Origin of the sequence: Serratia sp. UGAL515B_01, from assembly GCF_033095805.1 — a bacterium.
Lineage (GTDB): Bacteria > Pseudomonadota > Gammaproteobacteria > Enterobacterales > Enterobacteriaceae > Chania.
Genome location: NZ_CP109901.1, coordinates 1608096 through 1632088, shown reverse-complemented (window position 1 = coordinate 1632088; position 23993 = coordinate 1608096). Strand labels below are relative to the sequence as shown.

Annotated in this window: 19 protein-coding genes and 1 pseudogene; 6 read left to right on the top strand and 14 right to left on the bottom strand. The window is 49.3% G+C overall.

Annotated features, from left to right (window positions below; translation table 11 throughout):
* The first annotated feature begins 267 nt into the window (after window positions 1-267).
* Window positions 268-3747, top strand: a complete 3480-nt coding sequence (gene mfd / locus OK023_RS07515; RefSeq protein WP_317696489.1) for a transcription-repair coupling factor — start codon at window positions 268-270, stop codon at window positions 3745-3747.
* Between the two features lie 193 nt (window positions 3748-3940).
* Here the strand turns inward: mfd and betT are convergent, their stop codons facing one another.
* The 9 genes from betT to cutC form a co-directional block, all read right to left on the bottom strand.
* Complete coding sequence (betT, locus tag OK023_RS07510; protein WP_317696487.1) at window positions 3941-5938, bottom strand: choline BCCT transporter BetT; 1998 nt, start codon at window positions 5936-5938, stop codon at window positions 3941-3943.
* 255 nt (window positions 5939-6193) lie between these two features.
* The gene (locus OK023_RS07505) at window positions 6194-7498 is read right to left on the bottom strand and encodes an NAD(P)/FAD-dependent oxidoreductase (protein ID WP_317696485.1); all 1305 of its coding nucleotides are present in this window, start codon (window positions 7496-7498) and stop codon (window positions 6194-6196) included.
* Between the two features lie 306 nt (window positions 7499-7804).
* Window positions 7805-8347: an alpha/beta hydrolase YcfP gene (gene ycfP, locus OK023_RS07500; protein ID WP_317696483.1), complete on the bottom strand. Its 543-nt coding sequence runs from the start codon at window positions 8345-8347 to the stop codon at window positions 7805-7807.
* Between the two features lie 76 nt (window positions 8348-8423).
* A complete protein-coding gene (gene nagZ, locus OK023_RS07495; RefSeq protein WP_317696481.1) occupies window positions 8424-9443 on the bottom strand; it encodes a beta-N-acetylhexosaminidase in 1020 nt (339 codons plus the stop codon).
* A gap of 19 nt (window positions 9444-9462) precedes the next feature.
* On the bottom strand, window positions 9463-10353 hold the full coding sequence (locus OK023_RS07490) for a phosphotransferase (RefSeq protein WP_317696479.1): 891 nt from the start codon (window positions 10351-10353) through the stop codon (window positions 9463-9465).
* A complete protein-coding gene (gene lpoB, locus OK023_RS07485) occupies window positions 10334-10918 on the bottom strand; it encodes a penicillin-binding protein activator LpoB (RefSeq protein ID WP_317696477.1) in 585 nt (194 codons plus the stop codon). The genes OK023_RS07490 and lpoB overlap by 20 nt, the downstream gene beginning before the upstream one ends.
* A 181-nt stretch (window positions 10919-11099) precedes the next feature.
* The gene (locus tag OK023_RS07480; protein ID WP_317696475.1) at window positions 11100-11489 is read right to left on the bottom strand and encodes a YcfL family protein; all 390 of its coding nucleotides are present in this window, start codon (window positions 11487-11489) and stop codon (window positions 11100-11102) included.
* A 13-nt stretch (window positions 11490-11502) separates the two neighbouring features.
* Window positions 11503-11853, bottom strand: a complete 351-nt coding sequence (hinT, locus tag OK023_RS07475; protein ID WP_317696472.1) for a purine nucleoside phosphoramidase — start codon at window positions 11851-11853, stop codon at window positions 11503-11505.
* Between the two features lie 226 nt (window positions 11854-12079).
* Entirely contained in the window at window positions 12080-12838 is a 759-nt protein-coding gene (gene cutC, locus OK023_RS07470; RefSeq protein ID WP_317696470.1) for a copper homeostasis protein CutC, read from the bottom strand.
* A gap of 583 nt (window positions 12839-13421) precedes the next feature.
* Between cutC and OK023_RS07465 the strand changes: the two are divergent.
* Window positions 13422-13700, top strand: a pseudogene (locus OK023_RS07465) (aspartate aminotransferase); the annotation flags it as partial.
* 29 nt (window positions 13701-13729) lie between these two features.
* Here the strand turns inward: OK023_RS07465 and OK023_RS07460 are convergent.
* On the bottom strand, window positions 13730-14293 hold the full coding sequence (locus tag OK023_RS07460; protein WP_317696468.1) for a VOC family protein: 564 nt from the start codon (window positions 14291-14293) through the stop codon (window positions 13730-13732).
* 561 nt (window positions 14294-14854) lie between these two features.
* Here OK023_RS07460 and argS point away from each other — a divergent pair.
* Window positions 14855-16585, top strand: coding sequence for an arginine--tRNA ligase (gene argS / locus OK023_RS07455; RefSeq protein WP_317696465.1), 1731 nt, complete (start codon window positions 14855-14857; stop codon window positions 16583-16585).
* Window positions 16586-16819: 234 nt separating this feature from the next.
* Here argS and murJ read toward each other — a convergent pair whose 3' ends face one another.
* The 4 genes from murJ to rimJ form a co-directional block, all read right to left on the bottom strand.
* Complete coding sequence (gene murJ, locus OK023_RS07450) at window positions 16820-18355, bottom strand: murein biosynthesis integral membrane protein MurJ (RefSeq protein WP_317696460.1); 1536 nt, start codon at window positions 18353-18355, stop codon at window positions 16820-16822.
* Between the two features lie 119 nt (window positions 18356-18474).
* Window positions 18475-19392 carry a Gfo/Idh/MocA family oxidoreductase gene (locus OK023_RS07445; RefSeq protein WP_317696458.1) on the bottom strand — a complete coding sequence of 306 codons (918 nt, stop codon included), beginning with the start codon at window positions 19390-19392 and terminating at the stop codon, window positions 18475-18477.
* A 7-nt stretch (window positions 19393-19399) separates the two neighbouring features.
* Window positions 19400-20029 carry a YceH family protein gene (locus OK023_RS07440; RefSeq protein ID WP_317696456.1) on the bottom strand — a complete coding sequence of 210 codons (630 nt, stop codon included), beginning with the start codon at window positions 20027-20029 and terminating at the stop codon, window positions 19400-19402.
* An 8-nt stretch (window positions 20030-20037) separates the two neighbouring features.
* Window positions 20038-20622 carry a ribosomal protein S5-alanine N-acetyltransferase gene (rimJ, locus tag OK023_RS07435; protein WP_317696453.1) on the bottom strand — a complete coding sequence of 195 codons (585 nt, stop codon included), beginning with the start codon at window positions 20620-20622 and terminating at the stop codon, window positions 20038-20040.
* 347 nt (window positions 20623-20969) lie between these two features.
* Between rimJ and mdtH the strand changes: the two genes are divergently transcribed.
* From mdtH to OK023_RS07420, 3 genes are all read left to right on the top strand, one after another.
* Entirely contained in the window at window positions 20970-22175 is a 1206-nt protein-coding gene (gene mdtH / locus OK023_RS07430) for a multidrug efflux MFS transporter MdtH (RefSeq protein ID WP_317696448.1), read from the top strand.
* Between the two features lie 220 nt (window positions 22176-22395).
* Window positions 22396-23043: a glutaredoxin 2 gene (gene grxB / locus OK023_RS07425; RefSeq protein WP_317696446.1), complete on the top strand. Its 648-nt coding sequence runs from the start codon at window positions 22396-22398 to the stop codon at window positions 23041-23043.
* A gap of 383 nt (window positions 23044-23426) precedes the next feature.
* The gene (locus OK023_RS07420) at window positions 23427-23990 is read left to right on the top strand and encodes a lipoprotein (protein WP_317696443.1); all 564 of its coding nucleotides are present in this window, start codon (window positions 23427-23429) and stop codon (window positions 23988-23990) included.
* The last annotated feature ends 3 nt before the right edge of the window (window positions 23991-23993 follow it).

Sequence of the window (23993 nt, the reverse complement as noted above, 5' to 3'; positions counted from 1 at the left end):
GCCAGCGCAGACGCTGTTCAAAACGCACTGCGCTTTTGTCATGCAACTGGAATTATCTAGAGTATACAAGGTAAAGGCGCGTTGTTATTTTCGCCTAACGAGCAGGATTTTGCGGTCTTCATGCGTTAATCCCACGGTGAACACCACAAAAACTGTTATAGCCAAGTGGCGGACAGGCTGCAACTGACCGGCAAATCGGCCAGGAACACACCTTCTGTAGCTTGAGAAACGACGGATATATTCAATCCATTGATTAAAGATAACTGAATGAGCATTCAAGATAATAGCCGCAGTTCGGCATCATCCTCTTCCCGTTACACTTTACCTGTTCGTGCGGGTGATTTACGCCAGCTAGGACAACTCACCGGTTCTGCCTGTGCCGTTGAATGTGCCGAGATCGTCGAGCACCACCCAGGTCCTGTGATGCTCATTGCGCCGGATATGCAGAATGCGTTACGGCTGCGAGACGAAATCCAGCAATTCACCAGTCAGATGGTTACCACGCTTTCAGACTGGGAAATCCTGCCGTACGACAGCTTTTCTCCCCATCAGGAAATTATCTCTGCTCGTCTTTCCAGCCTGTACCACCTGCCAACCATGGCTCGTGGAATTATTATTCTGCCGGTAAACACACTGATGCAACGTGTTTGCCCACATGAATTCCTGCACGGACATGCTCTGGTGATGAACAAGGGACAACGCCTATCCAGAGATCTGCTACGTAGTCAATTGGAACAAGCGGGTTACCGCAGCGTCGATCAGGTTATGGAACACGGCGAGTTCGCCACACGAGGGGCTTTACTTGATTTGTACCCGATGGGCAGTGAAGAACCCTACCGTATAGACTTTTTTGATGATGAGATAGACAGCCTGCGTACTTTCGATGTCGACACTCAGCGTACATTAAACGAAGTGAATGCCATCAACCTGCTACCTGCCCATGAGTTCCCAACTGATAAAACTGCCATTGAACTGTTCCGTAGCCAATGGCGCGAACAGTTTGAGGTTCGCCGCGACGCCGAGCATATTTATCAACAAGTAAGTAAAGGTACATGGCCTGCAGGTATTGAATACTGGCAACCGCTGTTCTTCAGCCAACCATTGCCTTCCTTGTTTAGCTACCTACCGGCGAACACGTTAATCGTTAATACCGGCAATCTGGAGAGTGCTGCCGAGCGTTTCTGGCTTGATGTGAATCAGCGTTACGAAAATCGACGCATCGACCCAATGCGGCCATTGATTGCACCGGACACACTGTGGCTGCGCGTTGATGCTTTATTTGGCGAGCTGAAAGCCTGGCCACGCGTAGCACTGAAGACCGAACAGTTGCCTGCCAAGGCAGGCAATACCAACCTGGGTTATCAGACGCTTCCCGAGCTGGCTGTGCAGGCTCAACAGAAAGCACCGTTGGATAATCTGCGCCGATTCATTGAAAACTTCACCGGCAGCGTCATTTTCTCGGTAGAAAGTGAAGGCCGCCGTGAAACCCTGCAGGAACTGCTTGGTCGCATCAAGCTGAGTACCCGCTTGATCCAGCGTCTGGATGAAATCGAAGCGCCAGGCCACTATATGATGCTTGGAGCCTCCGAGCGCGGTTTCCTTGATACCCTACGCGAACGCGCTTTGATTTGTGAGAGCGATCTGCTTGGCGAGCGGGTCAGTCGCCGTCGGCAGGATAAGCGCCGCACGATTAATACCGATACGCTGATCCGCAACCTGGCGGAATTGCATCCTGGGCAACCAGTAGTGCATTTGGAGCACGGTGTTGGCCGCTATGTGGGCCTGACAACGCTGGAAGCGGGTGGTATCAAAGCGGAGTATCTGATCCTCTCCTATTCTGGTGAAGACAAACTCTATGTGCCCGTCTCTTCCCTGCATTTGATCAGCCGTTACGCCGGTGGTGCAGACGAGAATGCGCCACTGCATAAACTGGGGGGCGATGCGTGGTCACGCGCCAGGCAGAAAGCCGCCGAACGCGTGCGTGACGTCGCTGCCGAGCTGTTGGATATCTATGCTCAACGCGCCGCTAAATCTGGCTTTGCGTTTAAACACAATCGTGATCAATACCAGCTGTTCTGCCAAGCCTTTCCGTTTGAGACTACTCCCGACCAAGAGCAGGCTATCAATGCGGTACTGAGCGATATGTGCCAACCATTAGCGATGGATCGGCTGGTGTGCGGTGACGTGGGCTTTGGGAAAACTGAAGTGGCGATGCGCGCGGCGTTTCTGGCCGTTGAAAACGGTAAACAGGTGGCGGTATTGGTACCGACTACGCTATTGGCACAACAACATTTCGATAACTTCCGTGACCGCTTTGCCAACTGGCCGATACGTATTGAAATGATGTCGCGTTTTCGCAGCGCCAAGGAACAGCAACAAATTTTGCAAGAAACCGCAGAGGGCAAAGTTGATATTTTGATTGGTACCCATAAGCTGTTGCAGAGCGATCTCCGCTGGAAAGACTTAGGGTTGCTGGTTGTTGATGAGGAACACCGCTTTGGTGTACGCCATAAAGAACGCATCAAGGCAATGCGCGCCAACGTGGATATCCTGACGCTGACCGCCACACCGATCCCACGCACGTTGAATATGGCGATGAGTGGCATGCGCGACCTTTCGATCATTGCTACCCCACCAGCACGCCGTTTAGCGGTAAAAACTTTTGTACGAGAGTACGATAGCCTCGTCGTACGCGAAGCCATTCTGCGTGAAGTGTTGCGTGGTGGCCAGGTTTACTATCTATACAACGATGTAGAAAACATCGATAAAGCGGCACAGAAACTGGCAGAGCTGGTGCCTGAAGCGCGCATCGCCATTGGTCACGGCCAAATGCGTGAGCGGGATCTGGAAAGGGTGATGAACGATTTTCATCACCAGCGTTTCAACGTGCTGGTCTGCACCACCATTATAGAAACGGGTATCGACATCCCGAGTGCCAATACCATTATTATCGAACGTGCCGATCGCTTTGGGCTAGCGCAATTGCACCAACTGCGTGGCCGCGTGGGGCGTTCACATCATCAGGCCTACGCTTATCTGTTAACGCCAATGCCAAAAACCATGAGCGTTGATGCACAAAAGCGCCTTGAGGCGATCGCCACACTGGAAGATTTGGGAGCAGGGTTTGCGCTGGCGACACACGATCTGGAAATACGCGGCGCGGGAGAATTACTGGGGGAAGATCAGAGTGGTCAAATGACTACCGTGGGTTTCTCACTGTATATGGAGTTACTGGAAAGTGCTGTGGACGCTTTGAAGAATGGGCGTGAACCCTCACTTGAAGATCTCACCAACAGCATGAGCGAAGTGGAACTGCGCATGCCTGCTCTGCTGCCCGATGACTTTGTCCCTGATGTGAATACCCGTCTATCTTTCTACAAACGTATTGCCAGCGCCAAAAATGCCGCAGAACTGGAAGAGTTAAAAGTAGAACTGATCGACCGTTTTGGTTTGCTGCCCGATGCTGCTCGTCAGCTGCTGCAAAGTGCCGCAATACGCCAGGATGCGCAAAAGCTGGGGATCAAACGCATCGAAGGCAATGAACGCGGCGGTTTCATCGAGTTTGGTGAGAAAAACCGTGTCGACCCAGGTTACCTGATTGGTCTGCTGCAGAGTAAGCCGCAGGTTTATCGCCTAGATGGCCCAACCAAGCTGAAATTTATGTTGGATCTTACTGACCGCCCTACTCGCTTGAAGTTTATCGCGGAACTCCTGGACACCTTTAAAGAAAATACGCTGCTGGCATAGTCGCTGTTCACAAATAGGCCTGTTGGCTGACACCATTGCGTCTCAAGAGTAGGGGCAGCATGCCCCATTACTCAAGACCGAGACAGGTTATTGATGGTTGCGACTGAGTTAAAGCATCACCTCCGCGTACCCTGTGAACATCGCCATGCCACCCACCAACAACTTTGACGTCTCTCAGCTAAATAGAGGATGGTTAACGTACCAGATGCAAAAAATGCAGATGTTTTTCGTACTGATCGAGAATGTCATGGATAATCTGTTCTTGTGTCCACCCCATGACATCGTAGTCTTGCCCGCCTTCTTTTAGGTGTATTTCGGCACGGTAATATTTGAGTTCTTCTTCACGTTCTTCATTTCCCAATCCTGCTAATGCAAAGGCCGGTTGGATATAAGCACGTAAGCGCGCTTCATAGACAAAATTCAGGTCATCCCCCAAGTCTACTTCTAGGTGTATTCGGTCACTCTTTTCGTCGTTTATGCGGGCACCAGTGCCCTGTTTGGCCAGTTCTGCAACCACCATTGCCATTGCAGGATGGATGACCTCGCTCATGAAACGCTTTACCTGTGAGCTTTTGGGAAAATAGACAATATTACGCAATCGACGCTGCCACGATATCGGGTTGCGTGCCGCTGTCGGCGCAATGGTGGTCATCTGCTGGCTATCACGCTTATAGGCATCTATCCGCAGCGCTTTTAGCAAACCGTAAATAGAGACCAGCAGGATCGCCGAAAACGGCAGCGCGCTGGCAATAGTGACCGTCTGCAAGGCACTCAATCCTCCCACCAACAGCAAAACAATTGCGACTACCCCCATGATCACTGACCAAAAAATACGTTGCCAAACCGGAGTTACACCACTGCCACCAGAAGCCAAGGTATCAACCACCATCGCTCCAGAATCGGCTGAGGTTACAAAAAACACCACCACCATCAACATCGCGATCAATGATAGCGCTCTGGCATACGGGAAATGTTCTAAAAAGTTGAACAGCGCCAACGCGACGTCATTCTGAACCGTATTCACCAGATCACTGGCTCCTTTATTAGCGATCAGATCAATAGCACTATTCCCAAAAACCGTCATCCATAACAGCGTAAAGCCTGCTGGTACAAATAAAACACCGGTAACAAATTCACGGATTGTTCGCCCACGTGACACCCGCGCGATAAACATACCAACAAAAGGAGACCAGGACAGCCACCATCCCCAATACAACAAAGTCCATCCCCCTAACCAGCCACTGGATTTGGGTTCATAGGCATAAAGATTGAAAGTCTTACTCACTATTTGTGATAAATATCCCCCGGTATTTTCTACAAAGGACTTTAACAACAAGACTGTCGGGCCGAGAACGGCTACCAGTATCAAAAGTAATATCGCCAGAGCCAGATTAATCTCGGAGAGAATACGAATACCTTTATCTAATCCCGACACCACAGAAAGAGTTGCCAATCCAGTAATAACAACAATTAATACCGTTTGCACCGTTTCATTTATAGCAATACCAAATAAGTGATTCAAACCGGCATTCACCTGCAAGACACCGTAACCCAAAGAGGTCGCGACACCGAATACGGTTCCAATCACTGCAAAAATATCAACGGCATGCCCCAGCGGGCCATATATGCGATCGCCAATAATAGGATAAAGCGACGAACGTAGTGTCAATGGTAAACCGTGACGATAACTAAAAAATGCTAAAATCAGCGCAACAATGGCATATATTGCCCAAGCATGCAGACCCCAGTGGAAGAAGGTAAGGCGCATTGCCTGTTTGGCCGCCTCCACTGTTTCCGGCGTGCCAGTGGGTGGAGAAACGTAGTGCATCACAGGCTCCGACACACCAAAGAACATCAGGCCGATCCCCATCCCAGCAGAAAACAACATGGCAAACCAAGAAAGATAGCTGAAATCGGGCTGGGCGTGGTCAGGTCCCAGTTTAATGCTACCGTAGCGGGAAAGCCCAAGAAACGTAACACTAAGTAGGATCAAGGCGACTGCCAGCACATAGAACCAACTGGCGTTAATAAAAATCGCTTGTTGCAATATTTTAAGTTTACGATCAGCAAACTCGGGAAAAGCAGCAGCGCAAGAAACCAAAATAAGAATTAAAGCAGCAGAGATATAAAATACAGGAGGATTTATGTGACTACGGCTGTGATTTACCTTATTACTTTCACTAAAACTCAAAACTTACTCCTTTTAATCCGTTAATCCATTTTATATAAATATGGAACGATAGAGGGTTACCCTATCAAAAAAACCAACCAAGATGCAAAAAAGGAGAGAAATATCTCTAAAACACCCAAATAATGCTATTCCTACGCATTAAGAGGAATAAATTATCAAATGATGTAAGGGCAATCATTGACGAAGAAAACCACGCGGCCTACACGTGGTTTTACCCGATAAAACGACGATGTTTCTTAACACGTCAAGCCAATATCAGTGCATTTTCAAACGCGGCCGAATAACGCGATTAATCCCTCCCACTAGCATCATCAAACCGGTTTTGGTATAGCCATGCAGCGCCACTTGGTGCATACGGTACAGTGAAATGTAAACGACACGCGCCACACGTCCTTCTACCATCATCGACCCGCGCATCAGGTTACCCATTAGGCTACCGACGGTGCTGAAGCGGGAGAGAGAAACCAATGAACCGTGGTCTTTGTAGACGTAAGGCTTCATAGGCTTGTCGTTCATTAAAGCCAGAATATTGCTAAAACAGCGCGCAGCCATCTGGTGTGCAGACTGGGCACGCGGTGGAACAACCCCCCCACCTTCACGTGGGCAAGAAGCACAATCACCAATTGCGAAAATATGTGGGTCACGCGTGGTTTGTAATGTCGGCTCCACCACTAATTGGTTGATACGGTTGGTTTCCAACCCGGCAATATCTTTCATAAAATCCGGTGCTTTGATCCCTGCCGCCCAAACCATCAGGTCGGCATTGATAAACTCACCACCTTTAGTGTTCAAACCATGGGTATCGGCACTCGTCACCATAGTATTGGTCAATACACGGACCCCCAGATTGTTTAATTCCTGATGAGCCGCAGCAGAAATACGCGGTGGCAATGCAGGAAGAATCCGTTCACCCGCTTCCACCAAAGTGACCTTCAACGCGCTATTGTCCAACCCTTCAAAACCGTAGCTGTGCAGCTGTTTTACCGCATTGTGCAGCTCAGCAGATAACTCAACGCCGGTAGCACCACCGCCCACGATCGCGATATTAACGCTTTCCTTCTCATCGGGTTTGGCTGAAAACTTGAGAAACAGGTTCAACATTTCGTTATGGAAACGGTGTGCTTGGTGCGGATTATCTAGAAAGATACAGTTATCTCTAACGCCTGGAGTACCGAAATCGTTCGATACACTGCCCAACGCCATTACCAGAATGTCGTAACTCAGTTCGCGGGCGGGAACCAATTCGCTGCCCTGTTCGTCGCAAATTTGCGTCAGCTGCAGCGTTTTTTTCTCGCGATCGATGTTGATCAGCGAACCGAGCTGAAAATTGAAGTGATGATTACGAGCATGCGCCAGATAATTTAGCGCATCCACACCATCATCTAACGAACCGGTTGCCACTTCATGCAACAAGGGTTTCCACAAGTGGCTGTGGTTGCGATCCACTAAGGTAATGTCAGCCTTGTTTTTGCGGCCTAGTTTGTGTCCCAAGTTGGTTGCCAGTTCAAGACCACCGGCTCCACCTCCTACAACTACAATTTTCGTCTTTGGCATTGTCAAAAAACCTCTAAATGTGAACCAATTGTTATTTAAGGGTAAAAAATAATATCCTTAAATTACATATAGTTCGCTTAAGTTAAGTTTGTTATCTGAGGCCAGAATATCATGAGAGGTTATTTGGTCATACCAAAATTGATACACATCAAAGTTTTTTAGATAAAGACTGGACGAGGGCTTTTTTTGAGATTTTGATTCAAATAGTTAGCTCAAGGTTATTGGACAACCCCAAAAAATTCGGTAAAAAAGCCGCGATCCAAGCCCAGAAGGGATGACGGTCGCGGCATGTTACTGGGTTTATAAACATCATCACGCCAGCATTTTGAATGCTTTGATACGCTGCAGATGCGGCGAAATATTCTTAAATTTGTGTGTCTGCTGTTCGTCCCAGATGATTTCATAATAATTGTGCAATAATTCTGCACTGCGCTGGCTATCCAACACTTCATCATGACGCGAAAGTACAACCAAACAACGACCATGGTTCTTCTCACGAAAGTCTTCCACACATTTGGTAGCGATATCTCGATACTCTTCTGGCCGATCAATTTTGCCGCGCATATGCACTTCCGGGTAAAGGTTTGGGTTGAAGAGCACTTGGCGGATGCCACACAGAAAACCAATACGTTCGGCCCAAAACCCCCCTAGACCAACGCCGCAAATCAAAGGGTTGGCATCCCCTTCCTGCTGGACCGCCTTATCTACCTCTTTTAACAAATACTGCATATCATGGCGCGGATGCAGTGTGCTGTAACTGATAAAACGCACGTCTGGGTCGATGAACTGTAACTGCATAATCTTTTCATGATTGCCGGGACTGGTGGAGTCAAAGCCATGTAAATAGATAATCATGTGGATCCTCGCAACAAGCTAGGGACGCGATACGGCCCCCCGAATCATTAACGCCATTTTTCGGCACTCAGAACATTCACCCTGCAGAGCGCTGCTTGTGCTCTTCCCAACGTTCGCTCAGTAGACTCAACTCACTATGCGCCTTTTGCCAACGGTCAGAGTCACGCAGTTCCTGACGGGTGAACTGACCGTGATGATATAACCGCTTCATTTTCTCTACTTTGACCGGGGACAGGTTATCCAGCACGCTAACCGCACCAGCCCGGTTATTGCATACCAGGATCATGTCACAACCAGCATCCAACGCTGCCTGACCACGTTCTGCATAACTGCCCATGATTGCCGCCCCCTCCATCGATAAATCATCGGAGAAAATAATGCCGTCAAAACCCAGCTCTTTGCGCAGGATCTCTTTTAGCCAATAGGGCGAACCGCTAGCAGGGCGTTGATCTGCCTCAGTATAGATGACGTGGGCCGGCATGACGGCGTCCAGTAACTCACGCTGGATCAGTTCACGGAATAAAGACATATCCTGTCGGCGTATTTGTTCCAGCGGGCGCGTATCGCGCGGCGTTTCTTTATGGGAATCAGCAGTGACCGAACCATGCCCCGGAAAATGCTTGCCCGTAGTTTTCATGCCTGCGCTACGCATGCCGTGGATAAAGCACTCGGCCATCGCCATGGCAATCCCTGGATCGCTATGGAAAGAACGTTCACCAATCGCGGCACTGGTATGACCAACATCGAGAACGGGTGCAAAACTGATATCGATATCCTGCGCAATCATTTCCGATGCCATTAGCCATCCTGCTTCCTGAGCAAGACGCCCCGCGTCACTGGCGTTATTCAGCGCTGCAAACGACTGAGCTGCTGGCAAACGGGTAAAGCCTTCATGGAAGCGCTGTACTCGTCCCCCTTCCTGATCCACCGCAATCACCAAACGTTCATGAGAAGCAACACGGACCTGACGTACCAGTTCGCGAAGTTGTGCAGCATCGTGAAAATTTCGGGTAAACAGAATTAACCCGCCGACCTGCGGATGTTTAAGAATTTCGCGTTCTTCTGCATCTAGCTCATAGCCGACGACATCTAGCATAACTGGGCCCACGGCCACCTCACTTTTGCTGTATTGATTGATTATTAGGCAAAACGGATGATAAACAAAAACGCTGGTACAACGCTGCACCCCAACGCAAAAATGCCGGATCTCGGCACTGCTGCCAACGGACTTCAAACCACATCAGCATCAGATAATCTACCCAAGGTAACCAACGCTGTACCTGCGAATCCAATCGCGCTAAATCAGCGTAGCCTTGCTGAGTGTAGTGGCGTAAAAACTGCCGTTGCTCATGCAGCGTGAATTGATTGAATCGAAAGAGTGCCGCCAATTCCAAAGCGATATCGCCATCGGCAGCATATTCCCAGTCGAACAGCCTAAGCCGGTCCCCCTGGATCACCAGGTTACCCAGATGAATATCCATGTGCAGCGGTGCCATCATCAATGGGTTTGGCATCTTGTGTTGCATGAAGTAATGCTGCCAGGTCAGCCAGGCGGGGGTCATACGCTGCCGATCAATCTGCGACCAATAAGCAGAAAATTGCTGCTGCAGATTTAAGCGGTAACCACTCAGTGGACGTTTATGTATCTGTGCGGTCAATGCTGCCAGCTCACCACTAGCATTCAGTGCAGAAAAAACATTTTCGCTGACTTTTTCACCTTCCAGCCATTCGACAATCAGGCAATCGTTACACTGTAACAACACCCGTGGACCAATACCTTGTCCACTGCGCTTGAGCACTCTCCCCTCACGCCGACGGCTGACGCCTAACGCCTGTTTTATGGGCGTTTGTTGCCGTACTAACAGCCTGATATTTTCATTTTCAATACGCCAACTTTCCCCCGTCAATCCTTCTACCACACTAAAATGACAACCGGCGGTATTTACCGCCGGAAGCCATTGCTTAAGAAGTTGCCGAATCTGGCTCTCACTGTATGACGTTGCCATTACCCGACCAGACGATCTCACCGGTTTGCACCAGCATCAGTTGCATTTCCATTGTCGGTGACTTCACGTCGCCACTGACATCGCTATACAGTACATACTGGGCACCAACAATTCGTGCCAGACCGATAGCCTTAGTACGCGACCCCAGACTGTCTTCTGTCGACAGGCCTAGCGTCTGTTTAGCCGTCACCAGCTGCGCATGAGGAACTAGAGTAAAAGCCTTGTTGGAAGCCAGCGCCTCATACAAGGCCGAAGTTGCTTTAGCAATCTGCAGTGACCCATTGGTGCTGTTCTTAACACTATCCAATAACAGCACGCTACCTGGTATTACCCCCTCGGCTGTCAACATCTGATTCACCAAGGGTTGAACGCTGCTCAACCAATCCAGTTGCTGAATCTTCGGTGGCTGAGGAACGAGTTCGCCAGTCGGTGGCTGAGGTTCTTGTTTTGGTTCTGGCTGCGGCACCGGTTTAACCGTCACTGGTGGCTGTGATGGTTCGGGTGGACGCGACGGACAGCCCGTCAACACTAACGCGGCTATCGCCACAAATAGAAACTTTTTCATTTCCCTTCTCCCATGGGACCTATACGCAAGGTTCTCAAGTTACAACAAAACGCACAATTCGCTCCCATAGCCTACCCAAGCAGGTAACCGCTAACGGTGAATTGCATGGAAGACGACGGGTATATACTCTAAATAATTCGAGTTGCATTAAGGCAACTTAAAGTATGACGAGTATAAATATTTAGAGGAATACATATAGACGCACACGCTTGGCATCAGTATGGCTATTGAGCGATTCAATCTTGGCATCTGAGGTCGCTGCAACAGTCACCGTTCGCGGTGCTTCAAAGGGCAGAATATCCAACCCCTGCTTATCATACCAGTAGAAACGATAACGCACCGTTACCGGAGTACTCAGGGTATTGTTGAGCAGCGATCTGGCTACTAAACCCCCTGAATCCTCGGTAATAGACGGGCTGTCCGCCCAAATACCCGCCGTCAGTACCGATGGGTCCATCACTACGGTTTGTCGATGGTTAACGGCAATTTCCTGCGGACCACTGCACCCCATGAGCATTGCGGTAGAGAGCACCAGCGCCATCAAATAACGCATTGTATCGAAACAGCGCATGGTCTTTCTCCTGTTAACGTGGCAGCATCGGGCCTAATACGCGCCCGCCCACCAAGTGCATATGGATATGGTAGACCTCTTGCCCACCATGACGATTACAATTGATGACCAAACGATAACCATCTTCGGCAATCCCTTCCTGCTCTGCAAGTTTGGCCGCGACGGTAACCATACGGCCTAATGCAGCCTCATGCTCAACTTTAACGTCATTCACCGTGGGGATGAGAATGTTTGGCACGATCAGTATGTGAGTGGGAGCTTGTGGAGAAATGTCACGGAATGCAGTGACCAACTCATCCTGATAGATCACATCCGCTGGAATTTCACGGCGGATTATTTTACTGAAAATAGTTTCTTCGGCCATTCGGAACTCCTTGTTCAGCGTAAAAAGGTTCACGCAGTATGAGTGACAAATTCTCCTGTTTTCAACCCGATTGCGAGCTTTAAGCGTTAATTGATGCAGAATCACTCAATTAGAGTTAATTCAAGTCACTCTATGTTGCAAATGATAGGCAATATAGAGTGACTTAGGTAATACACTATCAGCTGTGCCCGCGCATGTTCACCGCTGGCTACTTTTTCTCGCAGCTTCAAACGTTGGTCAGTGAGGGCTTCATTAACATTAACGCGTTTTTCATTGCTTCTACCATATCCCCATCTACGCAGTAATGGCTAAACTCATCGAATTCGTTGTCTGAAGACATAGTTACCCCTGCTTTTCGGTAACGCATGGTTGAAGGCACTGTCTGCTTGGCAGAACTATGTAATTCCTGAATACCAATATCGACAAATTTATGCATATTACTCAAACGTACACCAGCCCCCGCCATGACAACTGGCCCTTGGCTAGCACGCGCCAGATCGCGCAGCAATGGCAGCCCCAGCTCCGCATTTTGCTGTTGGCCCGAAGTGAGAATACGCGCTACACCTAACTGTGTCAGTTGAGCCAGTGCCACCATTGGGTTTTGGCACATGTCAAAAGCCCGGTGGAAAGTGACGGCCATATCTCCACTCAATTTCATTACGTCACGCATACGCGGTAGATCAATATGCCCTTCGTCATCCAGCATACCGACCACCACGCCGGCAAAACCCATCTCGCGAATTTGCGCAATATCATCCTTTATGACGTCGAACTCCGAGGCGTTATAGCAGAAATCCCCTCCACGTGGGCGTACTATCGGGTGAACGGGGAGCGTCAGCCTTTCCCTAGCCAGTCTTAGAGATCCAAAACTGGGCGTCAATCCTCCTTCAGCTTGACCTGCACACAATTCAACACGGTCTGCACCTGCCTGTTCAGCCGTTATCGCACAATCTACGCTATAGCAACAGACTTCCAGTTTAATCATTGTTACCCCCAAAAACGGCCAAAAACACAGCAGGAATAATGATATCCTGCGTTTCTCAAGCGGTGGTCACTGACTCAGCGGCGCTGAGCAAGGTTAAAACCTCACTAACAGAGCGATTCCAGCGTAACCTTACAAGCAGCTTGAGATCCACAGCACATCCTCACAGAATATAGCCGTAGGTTTTATACTCGTCGTCCTTCAAGCTGCAGGGGTTAGGGTTACCACGGTTTCTCGTCCCATCCGTGGGACTCGCCCTGAAGAGCAATGGCTCTTAGCGTTCAAACCAGCCCATCCCCCTGTCACATAGTGAACTATGTTTCTAGGCTGTGTCCCTTAACTGTCCGTGGTGCCGTCGCAGCCCCTACGGGCTGACGCCATTGACGTGCATTGCTGCGTTGTTCGCGTACAGTTAAGGGACGCAGCCTAGGGTCTTGTTCGCTTATTGCGTTACTCGCCCAAATTTAGGCACCACCCCACCGGGGGCAGCACAAGCGCCGCTCAAAAACGCATCGCGTTTTTGTCCTGCAACTTGAATGAACTTGAAGTATAGACCTACGTAACGAACTGACTCAGGGGGATAACTATGTCATTCAATTTTGATCAATGGGTCGACCGCAGTCACAGCGATAGCGTTAAGTGGGGTAAATATCGTGACCGGGACGTTATCCCGCTTTGGGTCGCTGATACTGACTTCCTCTCTCCACCCTCCGTGATCAAAGCACTGCAACAACGTGTTTTACATGGCATTTTTGGTTACGGTTATCCATCCCCTGAGCTTGTTACGGTTTTTACCCAGCGCATGTTAGAGCGCTACGGATGGAGCATCAAGCCTGAATGGGTGGTTTTGTTACCGGGAGTGGTTGAATCAGCGGCCCAAAGCGTTCATAGCAGCTAGGCGCTCTCGCTGGCCACAATGTCGCGAATATGATATGGATGGAATTTAACAGTTATGTTGCCGTCGGTGATCGCCAGCGTTGGGTTTGGCAAACGCTCCCCCTCGGCACTTGGCGAACTCTGCTTAAGCTTAATTCCCGGTAGTAACAAAGCTTCGTCTGCCAGTTGTTCTAATGCACGTGCGTATAGCGTAGCAGGATCGCCACTCAATACTAACTCCACATGCTCCCATCCTTCATGGGGATAGCGCTTTTCACCTGGATAAGGCAGTTCTATGCAGTCTATCTGCCAGGGGCCAAGTTTGACAGGGATTGCAAGATCGAACAGACAAATTGGCCTGCCATTTATCATCGTTTCCGAGAGTAAGGAACCACACTGCATAAACCCACTTCGCCAACGATCGGCAGTTGTATTCTGATGACAACGAACCGAGATATGGTCAGCCTTGAACTGTGCAAGATCGAGATGTAATTTTTGCGCAAACTGCTCTAGCGCCAATTCAAAACGGGGTAAATCCATTGCCAGATCATTAAGTGCGTCAATCGATGACAGGTGGGCCATAGGGGTCTCAGTTGTTCCAAGGATGTGCAGAAAGAAGACCCATAATTTACCTGTTGAATGCTACTGAAGCAAATTTACCAATAGGATATTCAATTCATTGTTTTCATTAATTAAAACTTAATGTCCGGGCTATAAAACGGTTAAACAACAAAGGGCAATTACCTAAATCCCTGAGCGAAATAATACTACGGTTTTGAGTGATGCAGATTAGCCGACCGTTGAGCGCATATATGCGCAATACGAGCATCACAATAGAAAACGCTAAAGCATCAATAATCTGTAGGTTTTTACACCAGATTTACATCCCGTAGATAACGCTTTTTCATCATACTTTTTTACTCTCCTTTCGCACCATCATCCCGCGTCAGTTACTGACGTGGCCTGTCTGATCGGTTACAATCATCGCCTGTTTTGTGGTTGGTCGCCGATACAATTTACGGCCACATACTCTTTGGATTTCAAGTCATCAGAATGGATGCAACTTGAAGGATGACGGGTATGGAACCACCGTTGAATCCGAAGGGCGTATGTGCCGCCCTCGTTCGTTATTAAGGTAACCCGGTGAATATTCAGGCTCTACTATCAGATAAAGTCAGCCAGGCGCTGATTGCCGCAGGTGCGCCAGCAGATTGCGAAGCTCAGATTCGTCAATCCGCTAAAGCGCAGTTTGGTGATTATCAGGCTAACGGCGTCATGTCCGTTGCCAAGAAACTCGGTATGCCTCCGCGACAATTGGCAGAGAAAGTCACGCAACTGCTTGATCTGGGTGATATTGCCAGCAAAGTGGAAATCGCAGGCCCGGGGTTTATCAATATTTTCCTGAACAGCGAGTGGGTTGCTCGTCAGGCCGATGTAGCACTGAGCGCACCGAAACTGGGCGTAGCTCCGGTCAAGCAACAAACCATTGTGATCGACTATTCTGCACCAAACGTCGCGAAAGAGATGCACGTAGGCCACCTGCGTTCTACCATCATTGGTGATGCCGCTGCTCGCACCCAGGAGTTTTTGGGTCATAAGGTCATCCGAGCTAACCATGTTGGTGACTGGGGGACTCAGTTCGGCATGTTGATCGCCTACTTGGAGAAAATGCAAAACGAGAACGCCAGTGATATGGGGCTCTCTGACCTTGAGCAATTTTACCGCGAAGCAAAGAAAAACTACGACGAAGACCCAGAGTTCGCCCTGCGTGCCCGTAGTTACGTCGTGAAACTACAAGGCGGTGACGAGTACTGCCTGAAAATGTGGCGCAAACTGGTTGATATCACCATGGCGCAGAACCAGATCACCTATAACCGTTTGAACGTGACACTGAGCGAAGATGACGTCATGGGTGAAAGCCTGTACAACACCATGCTGCCGAACATTGTCGCCGATCTGAAAGCAAAAGGACTGGCAGTAGAAAGCGAAGGTGCTACGGTTGTCTTCCTTGAGGAATATAAGAATAAAGATGGCGACCCGATGGGGGTGATCATCCAGAAAAGGGATGGTGGATATTTGTATACCACAACCGACATCGCCTGTGCCAAATACCGTTTCGAGACTCTGGGTGCCGATCGCGTTCTGTATTACATCGATTCACGCCAGCATCAGCACCTTATGCAGGCCTGGACTATCGTTCGCAAAGCGGGTTATGTGCCAGACTCCGTTCCTCTTGAACACCATATGTTCGGCATGATGTTAGGTAAAGATGGCAAACCATTCAAAACCCGCTCTGGCGGCACGGTAAAACTCTCGGATCTGCTGGATGAAGCCATCGAGCGCGCCAGCAAGTTGATCGCCGAGAAAAACCCCGATATGCCTGATGATGAAATGCGAAGCGTGGCTAATGCTGTCGGTATCGGCGCGGTGAAATACGCCGACCTGTCAAAAAGCCGGACAACTGACTACATTTTTGATTGGGACAACATGCTGGCCTTCGAAGGCAATACCGCACCCTATATGCAGTATGCCTACACCCGCGTAGCTTCTGTGTTCAAACGTGCGGGCGTTGATGAAAGCCACCTGACGCTGCCACTGGTTATGAGTGATGAGCGTGAAATAGCGCTGGCGACTCGCCTGTTACAGTTCGAAGAAACGATCACCGTCGTCGCCCGCGAAGGGACGCCACACGTGATGTGTAGTTATCTTTACGATCTGGCGGGGCTATTCTCTGGTTTCTACGAACACTGCCAGATCCTGAATGCAGACAGCCAAGAAACGCGTCAGAGTCGCCTGAAGTTGGCTTTGCTGACCGCCAAAACGCTGAAAACAGGTTTAGAAACGTTAGGTATTGATACCGTAGAACGGATGTAAAACCAGTATTAGTGACAAGAAGTGAGCGAATAGCCGCCTGTTTGGCAGCTATCGTTTATCGCCAAAATGCTTAAAAACCTCGTTTGGGTGAATTAGGCATAAAAATATGGCGAGAGAATTAGGGCCGTGGATGATAATTCATCTATGGCCTTTTTTATCTCAATGGCTTTGGCTTTGGGTCTGCACCTGCACTACTGGCAATTAACGAGTACGATCTCATCGTAGGGCTCAGTATCAAACTACCCGTCGTGCAAAGTCTCTTGGCCGAAAACCTAACATCCCCAACGCAGCAAAATAGCTAACCGCCCCGGCCACAACAACCGCTGCCAGACGCAGCAGGCGGGCCAGCATATTGCCTTGATCCCAGGCTGGCATAAACCACATCATCGCCAGCAAAACGGCAGACATGGCTAACACAGCCACCACCAGTTTGACGAGGAAGGTTACCCAGCCTGGCTGCGGCTGGAAGATCTTCTGCTTACGCAGTTGCCAGTAAAGCAGCGACGCATTCAGGCACGCCGCCAGACCAATTGAGAGTGAAAGCCCGGCATGCTTCAATGGGCCAATAAACATCAGGTTCATTACTTGCGTCATGATTAACGTGATAATAGCAATCCTGACAGGTGTTTTAATGTCTTGGCGCGAGTAAAACCCCGGGGCCAGTACTTTCACCACAATCAGGCCCATCAGGCCGACAGAATAAGCCACCAACGCACGCTGCGTCATCGCCGCATCAAAAGCCGTGAATTTCCCATACTGAAAGAGTGAGACAGTGAGTGGTTTGGCCAAAATACCCAGCGCGATGGCACTGGGTAGAGCCAGTAAAAAGCACAAACGCAACCCCCAATCCATCAAGCGGTTGTATTCATCATGATTGCCACTTGAAAAGCTCTTTGCCAAAGAAGGCAACAAGATAGTCCCGAGAGCAACCCCCAGCACGCCGGAAGGAAACTCCATCAGTCGGTCAGCATAATACATCCATGAAACAGACCCAGAAACCAGGAACGAAGCAAAGATGGTGTTGATAATCAGTGAAATCTGGCTAACAGAAACGCCTAAAATTGCTGGCCCCATTTGGCGCATCACTCGCCATACCCCCGCATCTTTCAGCTTCAAGCGCGGTAATACCAGCATGCCTATCTTCTTCAAATGCGGTAACTGGTAGCCCAGTTGCAGCACGCCCCCGGCAAGCACCGCCCAGGCCAGCGCTAATACTGGCGGGTGGAAATAGGGGGCAGCAAACAGCGCAAAGCCAATCATACTGACGTTGAGCAGTGTGGGCGCAAACGCCGGAATAGAAAAGCGATTCCAGGTATTAAGGATAGCCCCCACCAGTGAAGCCAGTGAAATCAGAAGAATATAAGGAAAAGTGATGCGCAAAAGAGCTGAGGTGAGAGCAAACTTGTCCGGCGTATCGGTAAATCCCGGTGCGGTAACGTAAATCACCCACGGCGCAGCCAACATTCCTAATATCGTCACCACGGCAAGCACTAACGTCAATAAACCAGAGACATAGGCAATAAAGGTTCGCGTTGCCTCTTCCCCTTGTTGACTTTTGTATTCTGCAAGAATGGGGACAAACGCCTGTGAAAAAGCCCCTTCTGCAAAAATGCGCCTCAGCAGGTTAGGCAACTTGAATGCCACAAAGAAAGCATCGGTGGCCATCCCTGCACCAAAGACGCGAGCAACAATGGCATCACGCGCAAAGCCCAGCACCCGCGAGAACATGGTCATCGAACTGACGGCGGCCAGTGATTTTAGTAGATTCATGTGGTTTTTCTGATGAGTACGATGTGTAAATATCAACGCCTGCATCCGCAGGCGTCCGTTGAGTGGCGATAGTCTACGTACCCAAGCCAGTAATAGCTACCGTCATATGTTACATGGGGTTACCCGGCCTTAAGCAGCATACTTTCAATCAGTCGTTGTGCATGAAGCGCCTGCTCACCAGTGGTTTCTGGTACTGTCTGATTGCTGACAGCCTGAATAAAATGCTGTACCGCCCCTTCAAAACCACGCTGTGCCAGCATAGTTTGCCATCCTGGCACCGGCTGTTCGACAACACCTAACCGATCTTCGCGCAGCCATTGGCGCATGTCATTCACTTGATAAACGGCACCATCGGTTACCGCATGCACGCTCTCCCGCTGGCTACCCGCACGGCGATGCATACAGGTCGTCACCTGTGTCTCTCCACAGGAAAAGTGATGTTCAGCGTAAAGCATTTCACCTGCTTCGTTAGCACGCAGGCAACCACTCTGTAGGTTCCCTATACCACCAACCAGCCATAGTGCGGTATCCACTACATGCAAGTAATCATCCAACAGCGTAAAATTGAGATCGTTGGGACCAACGCTGTCAGCACGATGTTTATCCATCCGTATTGATGCGGGTAACTGCATTTGCTGTTTCAATTGACGATAAAGAGGCGCAAAGCGGCGATTAAAGCCAACCATAAGTGTCTTACGACATTTATTTGCCAGCTCTACCAGTTGCTCTCCTTGCTGCAGGGTTTCCGCTAACGGTTTATCAACGTAAACATCTACGCCATGCTTTAGCAATTCACTAACCACATGGAAATGGCTGGCAGTACTACTGTGCACAAACACCGCATCACACTGCTGCGCTAGGCTATCAAGACGGGAAAAACAGCCCATGCGGTAACTATCGCAGATGAATTGAGCCTTCGGCTGATTGGGTGAAAAACCGCCTACCAATTGCCAGTCCGTTGCCTGGCTGAGCAATGGCAGGTAGGCTTTCTGTGCAATCCCCCCTAATCCGACGACGCCAATACGTAATTTACTCATGATGTTCTCATGCCAGCAGTTCTTGGAGTTGCTGTTTTAACACGGCAACTTCGGCTTCCAATACCGCAACGCGTTCGTGTAGATCACTACCTTCAGCCCTTAATTTTTCAACAGGGGCTTCATCAATCTGTCCACTGAACAAGTGCATAAATCGGCTTTCACGCCTGCCAGGCTCACGTGCTAGGCGAACCACAAAGGGACCATCCTCACGCGCTGTCAACTGCTGCAAGACCTCTTCAACTTCGCTGACATCACTAAATTCATGCATTCGGTTAGTACGAGTACGTAGTTCCCCGGGAGTCTGCGCACCACGCAACAACAGTGTAGTAACCACAGCCACCTCGGCTGGAGATAATTTCAGTTGACCAAACTCGGAATTACAAAAACGCTGCTCATATTTTATGACCCGGTTACCAAAACCGCTCGTCGTGCGCAAAAAGTGTTTTCGCACCAATAAATCAAGGATCTGCTGCACCTCACTTTCTGCCAGCTCCATCACCGGTTCCCGGTTGGTTTTCTGATTAGTCGCCAAGGTAATGGCATTTAAAGAGAGTGGATATTGATCGGGCGTAGTGACCTGCTTTTCAAGCAGGCAACCAATAACTCTGGCTTCTTTAGCATTCAATTCATATTTCATTTGCGGCCTCAGCTTAATGGTAGCCATTCTTTATTAGTCAATGCAGTGAGCACATGATCCTGCCACTTTCCGTCAATCAACAAATAGTCCTTGGCGTAACCCTCCCGTTCAAAACCCAAGCGCGTAAGCAATGCACCGCTGCGTTGGTTGTGCGGCATGTAGTTAGCCATAATACGATGCATCCTTTGCTGGCGTTGCATATAACGAATAGATGATTGCAATGCTTCCTGCATCAACCCCTGCCCCTGCCACTTCTCACCAAGAGAATATCCAAGGTAGCAAGCATGAAAAGAACCGCGCAGCACATTGCTGAAATTGGCAACACCACGTACTTCGTGCTCGTCTTGATCGAGCAAAATAAAATAGTAAGCGCCACCCTGTTTTTGCATTTCCGTAATCATGCCCAACCTCGCCTGCCAACCAGAGGGATAACAGTGGCTCTCGTCACGTACTGGTTCCCAAGGTTTCAGGAAAGCCCGGTTTTCGGCATAATAATCAGCCAAACGATAGGCATCCCGTTCGTGAACCAAACGGACGATCAACCTGTCGGTAGTAAGACTTACTTTCGGTGATGCAGAGCGATAGCCGAACATCATTTCTCCCGTAGTCAAAACGGTACGATAAGAAGTATTGATTTAGATGAGCGTTTGAATGATTAACCTTATTGTCTTCAGCATCAACCTAATGATGATTAATAAAGGGTACGGAACCACACGTACGCTCAGTTAATATAACCGCAGCTTGCTCGGCAGGTAAGACCCTTTCTGTTCAGTAATTAGGCAATCAAACATTCTTGGTTGTTTTTTGCACTTTTTTATCGCTCACGTAACATATTGACGATAAAAAAATATTATCTATAACCCCCCTTTCCGCTTCAGTGCATAGGGTAGAGAATAAACCCGTGGCCTTTCTCCCCTTTATAAATGGTTCGTGGTGAAGCATGTCTCTATTATCGCAAGCTCGGAGCTTGGGTAAGTATTTTTTATTATTCGACAACCTGTTGGTCGTTTTAGGTTTTTTTGTTGTCTTCCCACTTATTTCCATCCGTTTTGTCGATCAACTCGGCTGGGCTGCGCTAATCGTGGGGCTTGCATTAGGGTTGCGCCAATTGGTTCAACAGGGTCTGGGGATCTTTGGGGGAGCGATTGCCGACCGATTGGGTGCCAAACCGATGATTGTCACCGGCATGTTACTGCGTGCGGCTGGCTTTGCCACCATGGCAATGGCAGATAGACCTTGGATACTGCTGTTTTCCTGTGCCCTTTCAGCGATTGGCGGTACCTTGTTTGATCCTCCGCGTACGGCTCTGGTCATTAAATTAACCCGCCCACATGAGCGCAGCCGGTTTTTCTCTCTTCTGATGATGCAAGACAGTGCCGGAGCCGTTGTTGGCGCATTAATCGGCAGCTGGCTGCTGCAATACGATTTTCATTTTGTCTGCTGGGTGGGTGCGGGCATTTTCGTGTTGGCTGCAGGATGGAACGCCTGGCTGCTTCCTGCCTACCGTATTTCAACCGTGCGCACACCAATGAGAGAAAGCATGATGCTGGTGCTGCGCGATCGCCGTTTTCTGATCTATGTGCTTACGCTGACAGGTTATTACATACTGTCAGTACAGGTCATGTTGATGCTGCCGATTTTGGTTAACGAAATCGCCGGCACTCCGTCGGCAGTAAAATGGATGTATGCCATTGAGGCTACGTTATCGCTCTCCCTACTGTATCCATTAGCACGTTGGAGCGAAAAACACTTCAGGCTGGAACAGCGTCTGATGATGGGTCTACTGTTGATGACCCTGAGCCTGATCCCCATCGGTCTTGCTGCAAGTTTACAAACGGTCTTTATCCTGATCTGTAGCTTCTATCTAGGATCTATTATTGCCGAACCTGCGCGCGAAACCCTGAGTGCCTCGCTTGCTGACGCTCGTGCTCGTGGAAGCTATATGGGATTCAGCCGTCTGGGGCTGGCCCTTGGTGGTGCATTAGGCTACACCGGTGGCGGCTGGATGTATGATACCGGGCATGCACTAGGCAGACCAGAACTGCCTTGGTTCCTCCTCGGGGTGGTTGGCTTTATCACGCTGTTTGCCTTGTATTGGCAATTCCATCCGCGTGCTGTAACACCAGAGGTAGTCAGAGAGGGTTGAGTCATTCAGATATGTGATCGTCGTCCTGGCGAGACCGTGATGATCAGTCGTACCTGAAGAGCACCGTAGCCTGATCCTTTTTCTGTTGTTGCGCGTCAGTGAGCAAGAAAATACGTGCGGAAAAGTTTACTATGACGCATTGCCAGTGCCACAACCTTGTACAGCAACCCGCGTTGGCTGTGGTAATTATTGCTTTTAAAACCTGACGAAGGAAGCAAGCATGAAACTGTTCATTTACGATCATTGCCCATTTTGTGTGAAAGCACGCATGATTTTCGGCCTGAAGGATCTGCCCGTCCGCTTAGTTACCCTGCTCTACGACGATGTCACCACGCCTACTGACATGATTGGCCAGAAAATGGCCCCAATCCTGCAAAAAAACGACGGCACTTTTATGCCTGAAAGTATGGATATTATTCATTATGTCGATGGCCTGGACGGTAACCCTATCCTGCTAGGGCAAAACAATCCTGCGATCGCTACCTGGCTAAACCATACCTACAGTTACGCCAACAAACTATTACTGCCGCGTTTTGCCAATGCCGATTTCGAAGAGTTCGCCACTGACAACGCGCGTCGTTATTTCACTGATAAAAAACAGAGCGCGACCGTTAATTTTCCTGCCCTGCTTGCCGACAGTGCTGATTTGATTGTCCAGTTGGAGGATGACCTGCAGACACTCTCAACGCTTATCGTATCCCCAGATGCGGTCAATGGCGTTCTTACTGAGGATGACATTCAGCTTTTCTCGCTGTTGCGTTCATTATCGATAGTGGCAGGAGTGGCATGGCCCAATAACGTGGAAACCTATCGCAACCGAATGGCAAAACGCAGTGAAGTCCCGTTACTGCTAGATATGGAGCAATAGTTTGCTGCCAACGACGCAGCAAACAGACTTTTTGGTCTACGAGGGTACCGTAGGAAGTTAAAGGAGACTGCCTAGTGCCGATTTGCGGATAATGGCATAGACATCGTCCAGATCCCGCCTTCGGCATCAGCACGATACTCAAAACCGACTTAACAACAGGCCATACTTTATCTATTGAAGTACCGTGGTAGTAATCAGTTCCAGCAGGATATGCATGCTAAAACACCCATTGCGTTACATCATCTGTTATCCTGCTCGCCGAACAAATTTTCCTTTGCTGGCAGCCAAGCGTTTTACATGCCGTTTTTCAAGCAACTGATTGAAATCAAGAAGGTAAAATCTATGTTCTCCAGCATATCCATCGACAGTGTTACGAGGAACGAATGAAAAAGATCTTAATGAGCATAGCAGTACTGGTATTTGCCAGCCTGCTTGCTGGTTGCACCCCATTAACCCAATACACCATCAGTGAGCAGGAAGTGAATGATTACCTGCAAAAACACAATAACTATAAAAAGCAAATTGGGGTACAGGGGCTGGTTGATGCCAATATCGTGTTAACCCAGTTGCAAAGCCAGATAGGCCGCACTGAACCGGGCAAAGTCACGCTATCTGGCAATGCCAAGGTGAGTATCACCTCGATACTCGGGCCGCAGGATGCAGAGCTGCAACTGACATTGAAAGCACAGCCCATCTATGACCCTGAGAAGGGGGCAATATTCCTTAAAGAAATGGAGTTGATTGATTACAAAGTGCAACCGGAAAAGATGGATACGGTGATGAAAGCACTGACGCCTTATCTCAATCAATCACTGAAAGCCTATTTCGATCTACAGCCAGCGTTTGTTCTGGAACCAGAGAGAAGTAAAACCGAGGCGCTGGCGCGAAAACTGGCCAAGGGACTGGAAGTCAAACCGGGTCAGTTGGTGATCCCTTTCACCGACTAACAA

Excerpts from the sequence above, each read along its gene's own strand:
- mfd (WP_317696489.1), top strand. The coding sequence starts at position 268 with ATGAGCATTCAAGATAATAGCCGCAGTTCGGCATCATCCTCTTCCCGT.
- ycfP (WP_317696483.1), bottom strand. The coding sequence starts at position 8,347 with ATGATTATCTATTTACATGGCTTTGACTCCACCAGTCCCGGCAATCAT.
- nagZ (WP_317696481.1), bottom strand. The coding sequence starts at position 9,443 with ATGCTAGATGTCGTCGGCTATGAGCTAGATGCAGAAGAACGCGAAATT.
- OK023_RS07490 (WP_317696479.1), bottom strand. The coding sequence starts at position 10,353 with ATGGCAACGTCATACAGTGAGAGCCAGATTCGGCAACTTCTTAAGCAA.
- lpoB (WP_317696477.1), bottom strand. The coding sequence starts at position 10,918 with ATGAAAAAGTTTCTATTTGTGGCGATAGCCGCGTTAGTGTTGACGGGC.
- OK023_RS07480 (WP_317696475.1), bottom strand. The coding sequence starts at position 11,489 with ATGCGCTGTTTCGATACAATGCGTTATTTGATGGCGCTGGTGCTCTCT.
- hinT (WP_317696472.1), bottom strand. The coding sequence starts at position 11,853 with ATGGCCGAAGAAACTATTTTCAGTAAAATAATCCGCCGTGAAATTCCA.
- cutC (WP_317696470.1), bottom strand. The coding sequence starts at position 12,838 with ATGATTAAACTGGAAGTCTGTTGCTATAGCGTAGATTGTGCGATAACG.
- OK023_RS07460 (WP_317696468.1), bottom strand. The coding sequence starts at position 14,293 with ATGGCCCACCTGTCATCGATTGACGCACTTAATGATCTGGCAATGGAT.
- murJ (WP_317696460.1), bottom strand. The coding sequence starts at position 18,355 with ATGAATCTACTAAAATCACTGGCCGCCGTCAGTTCGATGACCATGTTC.
- OK023_RS07445 (WP_317696458.1), bottom strand. The coding sequence starts at position 19,392 with ATGAGTAAATTACGTATTGGCGTCGTCGGATTAGGGGGGATTGCACAG.
- OK023_RS07440 (WP_317696456.1), bottom strand. The coding sequence starts at position 20,029 with ATGAAATATGAATTGAATGCTAAAGAAGCCAGAGTTATTGGTTGCCTG.
- rimJ (WP_317696453.1), bottom strand. The coding sequence starts at position 20,622 with ATGTTCGGCTATCGCTCTGCATCACCGAAAGTAAGTCTTACTACCGAC.
- mdtH (WP_317696448.1), top strand. The coding sequence starts at position 20,970 with ATGTCTCTATTATCGCAAGCTCGGAGCTTGGGTAAGTATTTTTTATTA.
- grxB (WP_317696446.1), top strand. The coding sequence starts at position 22,396 with ATGAAACTGTTCATTTACGATCATTGCCCATTTTGTGTGAAAGCACGC.
- OK023_RS07420 (WP_317696443.1), top strand. The coding sequence starts at position 23,427 with ATGAAAAAGATCTTAATGAGCATAGCAGTACTGGTATTTGCCAGCCTG.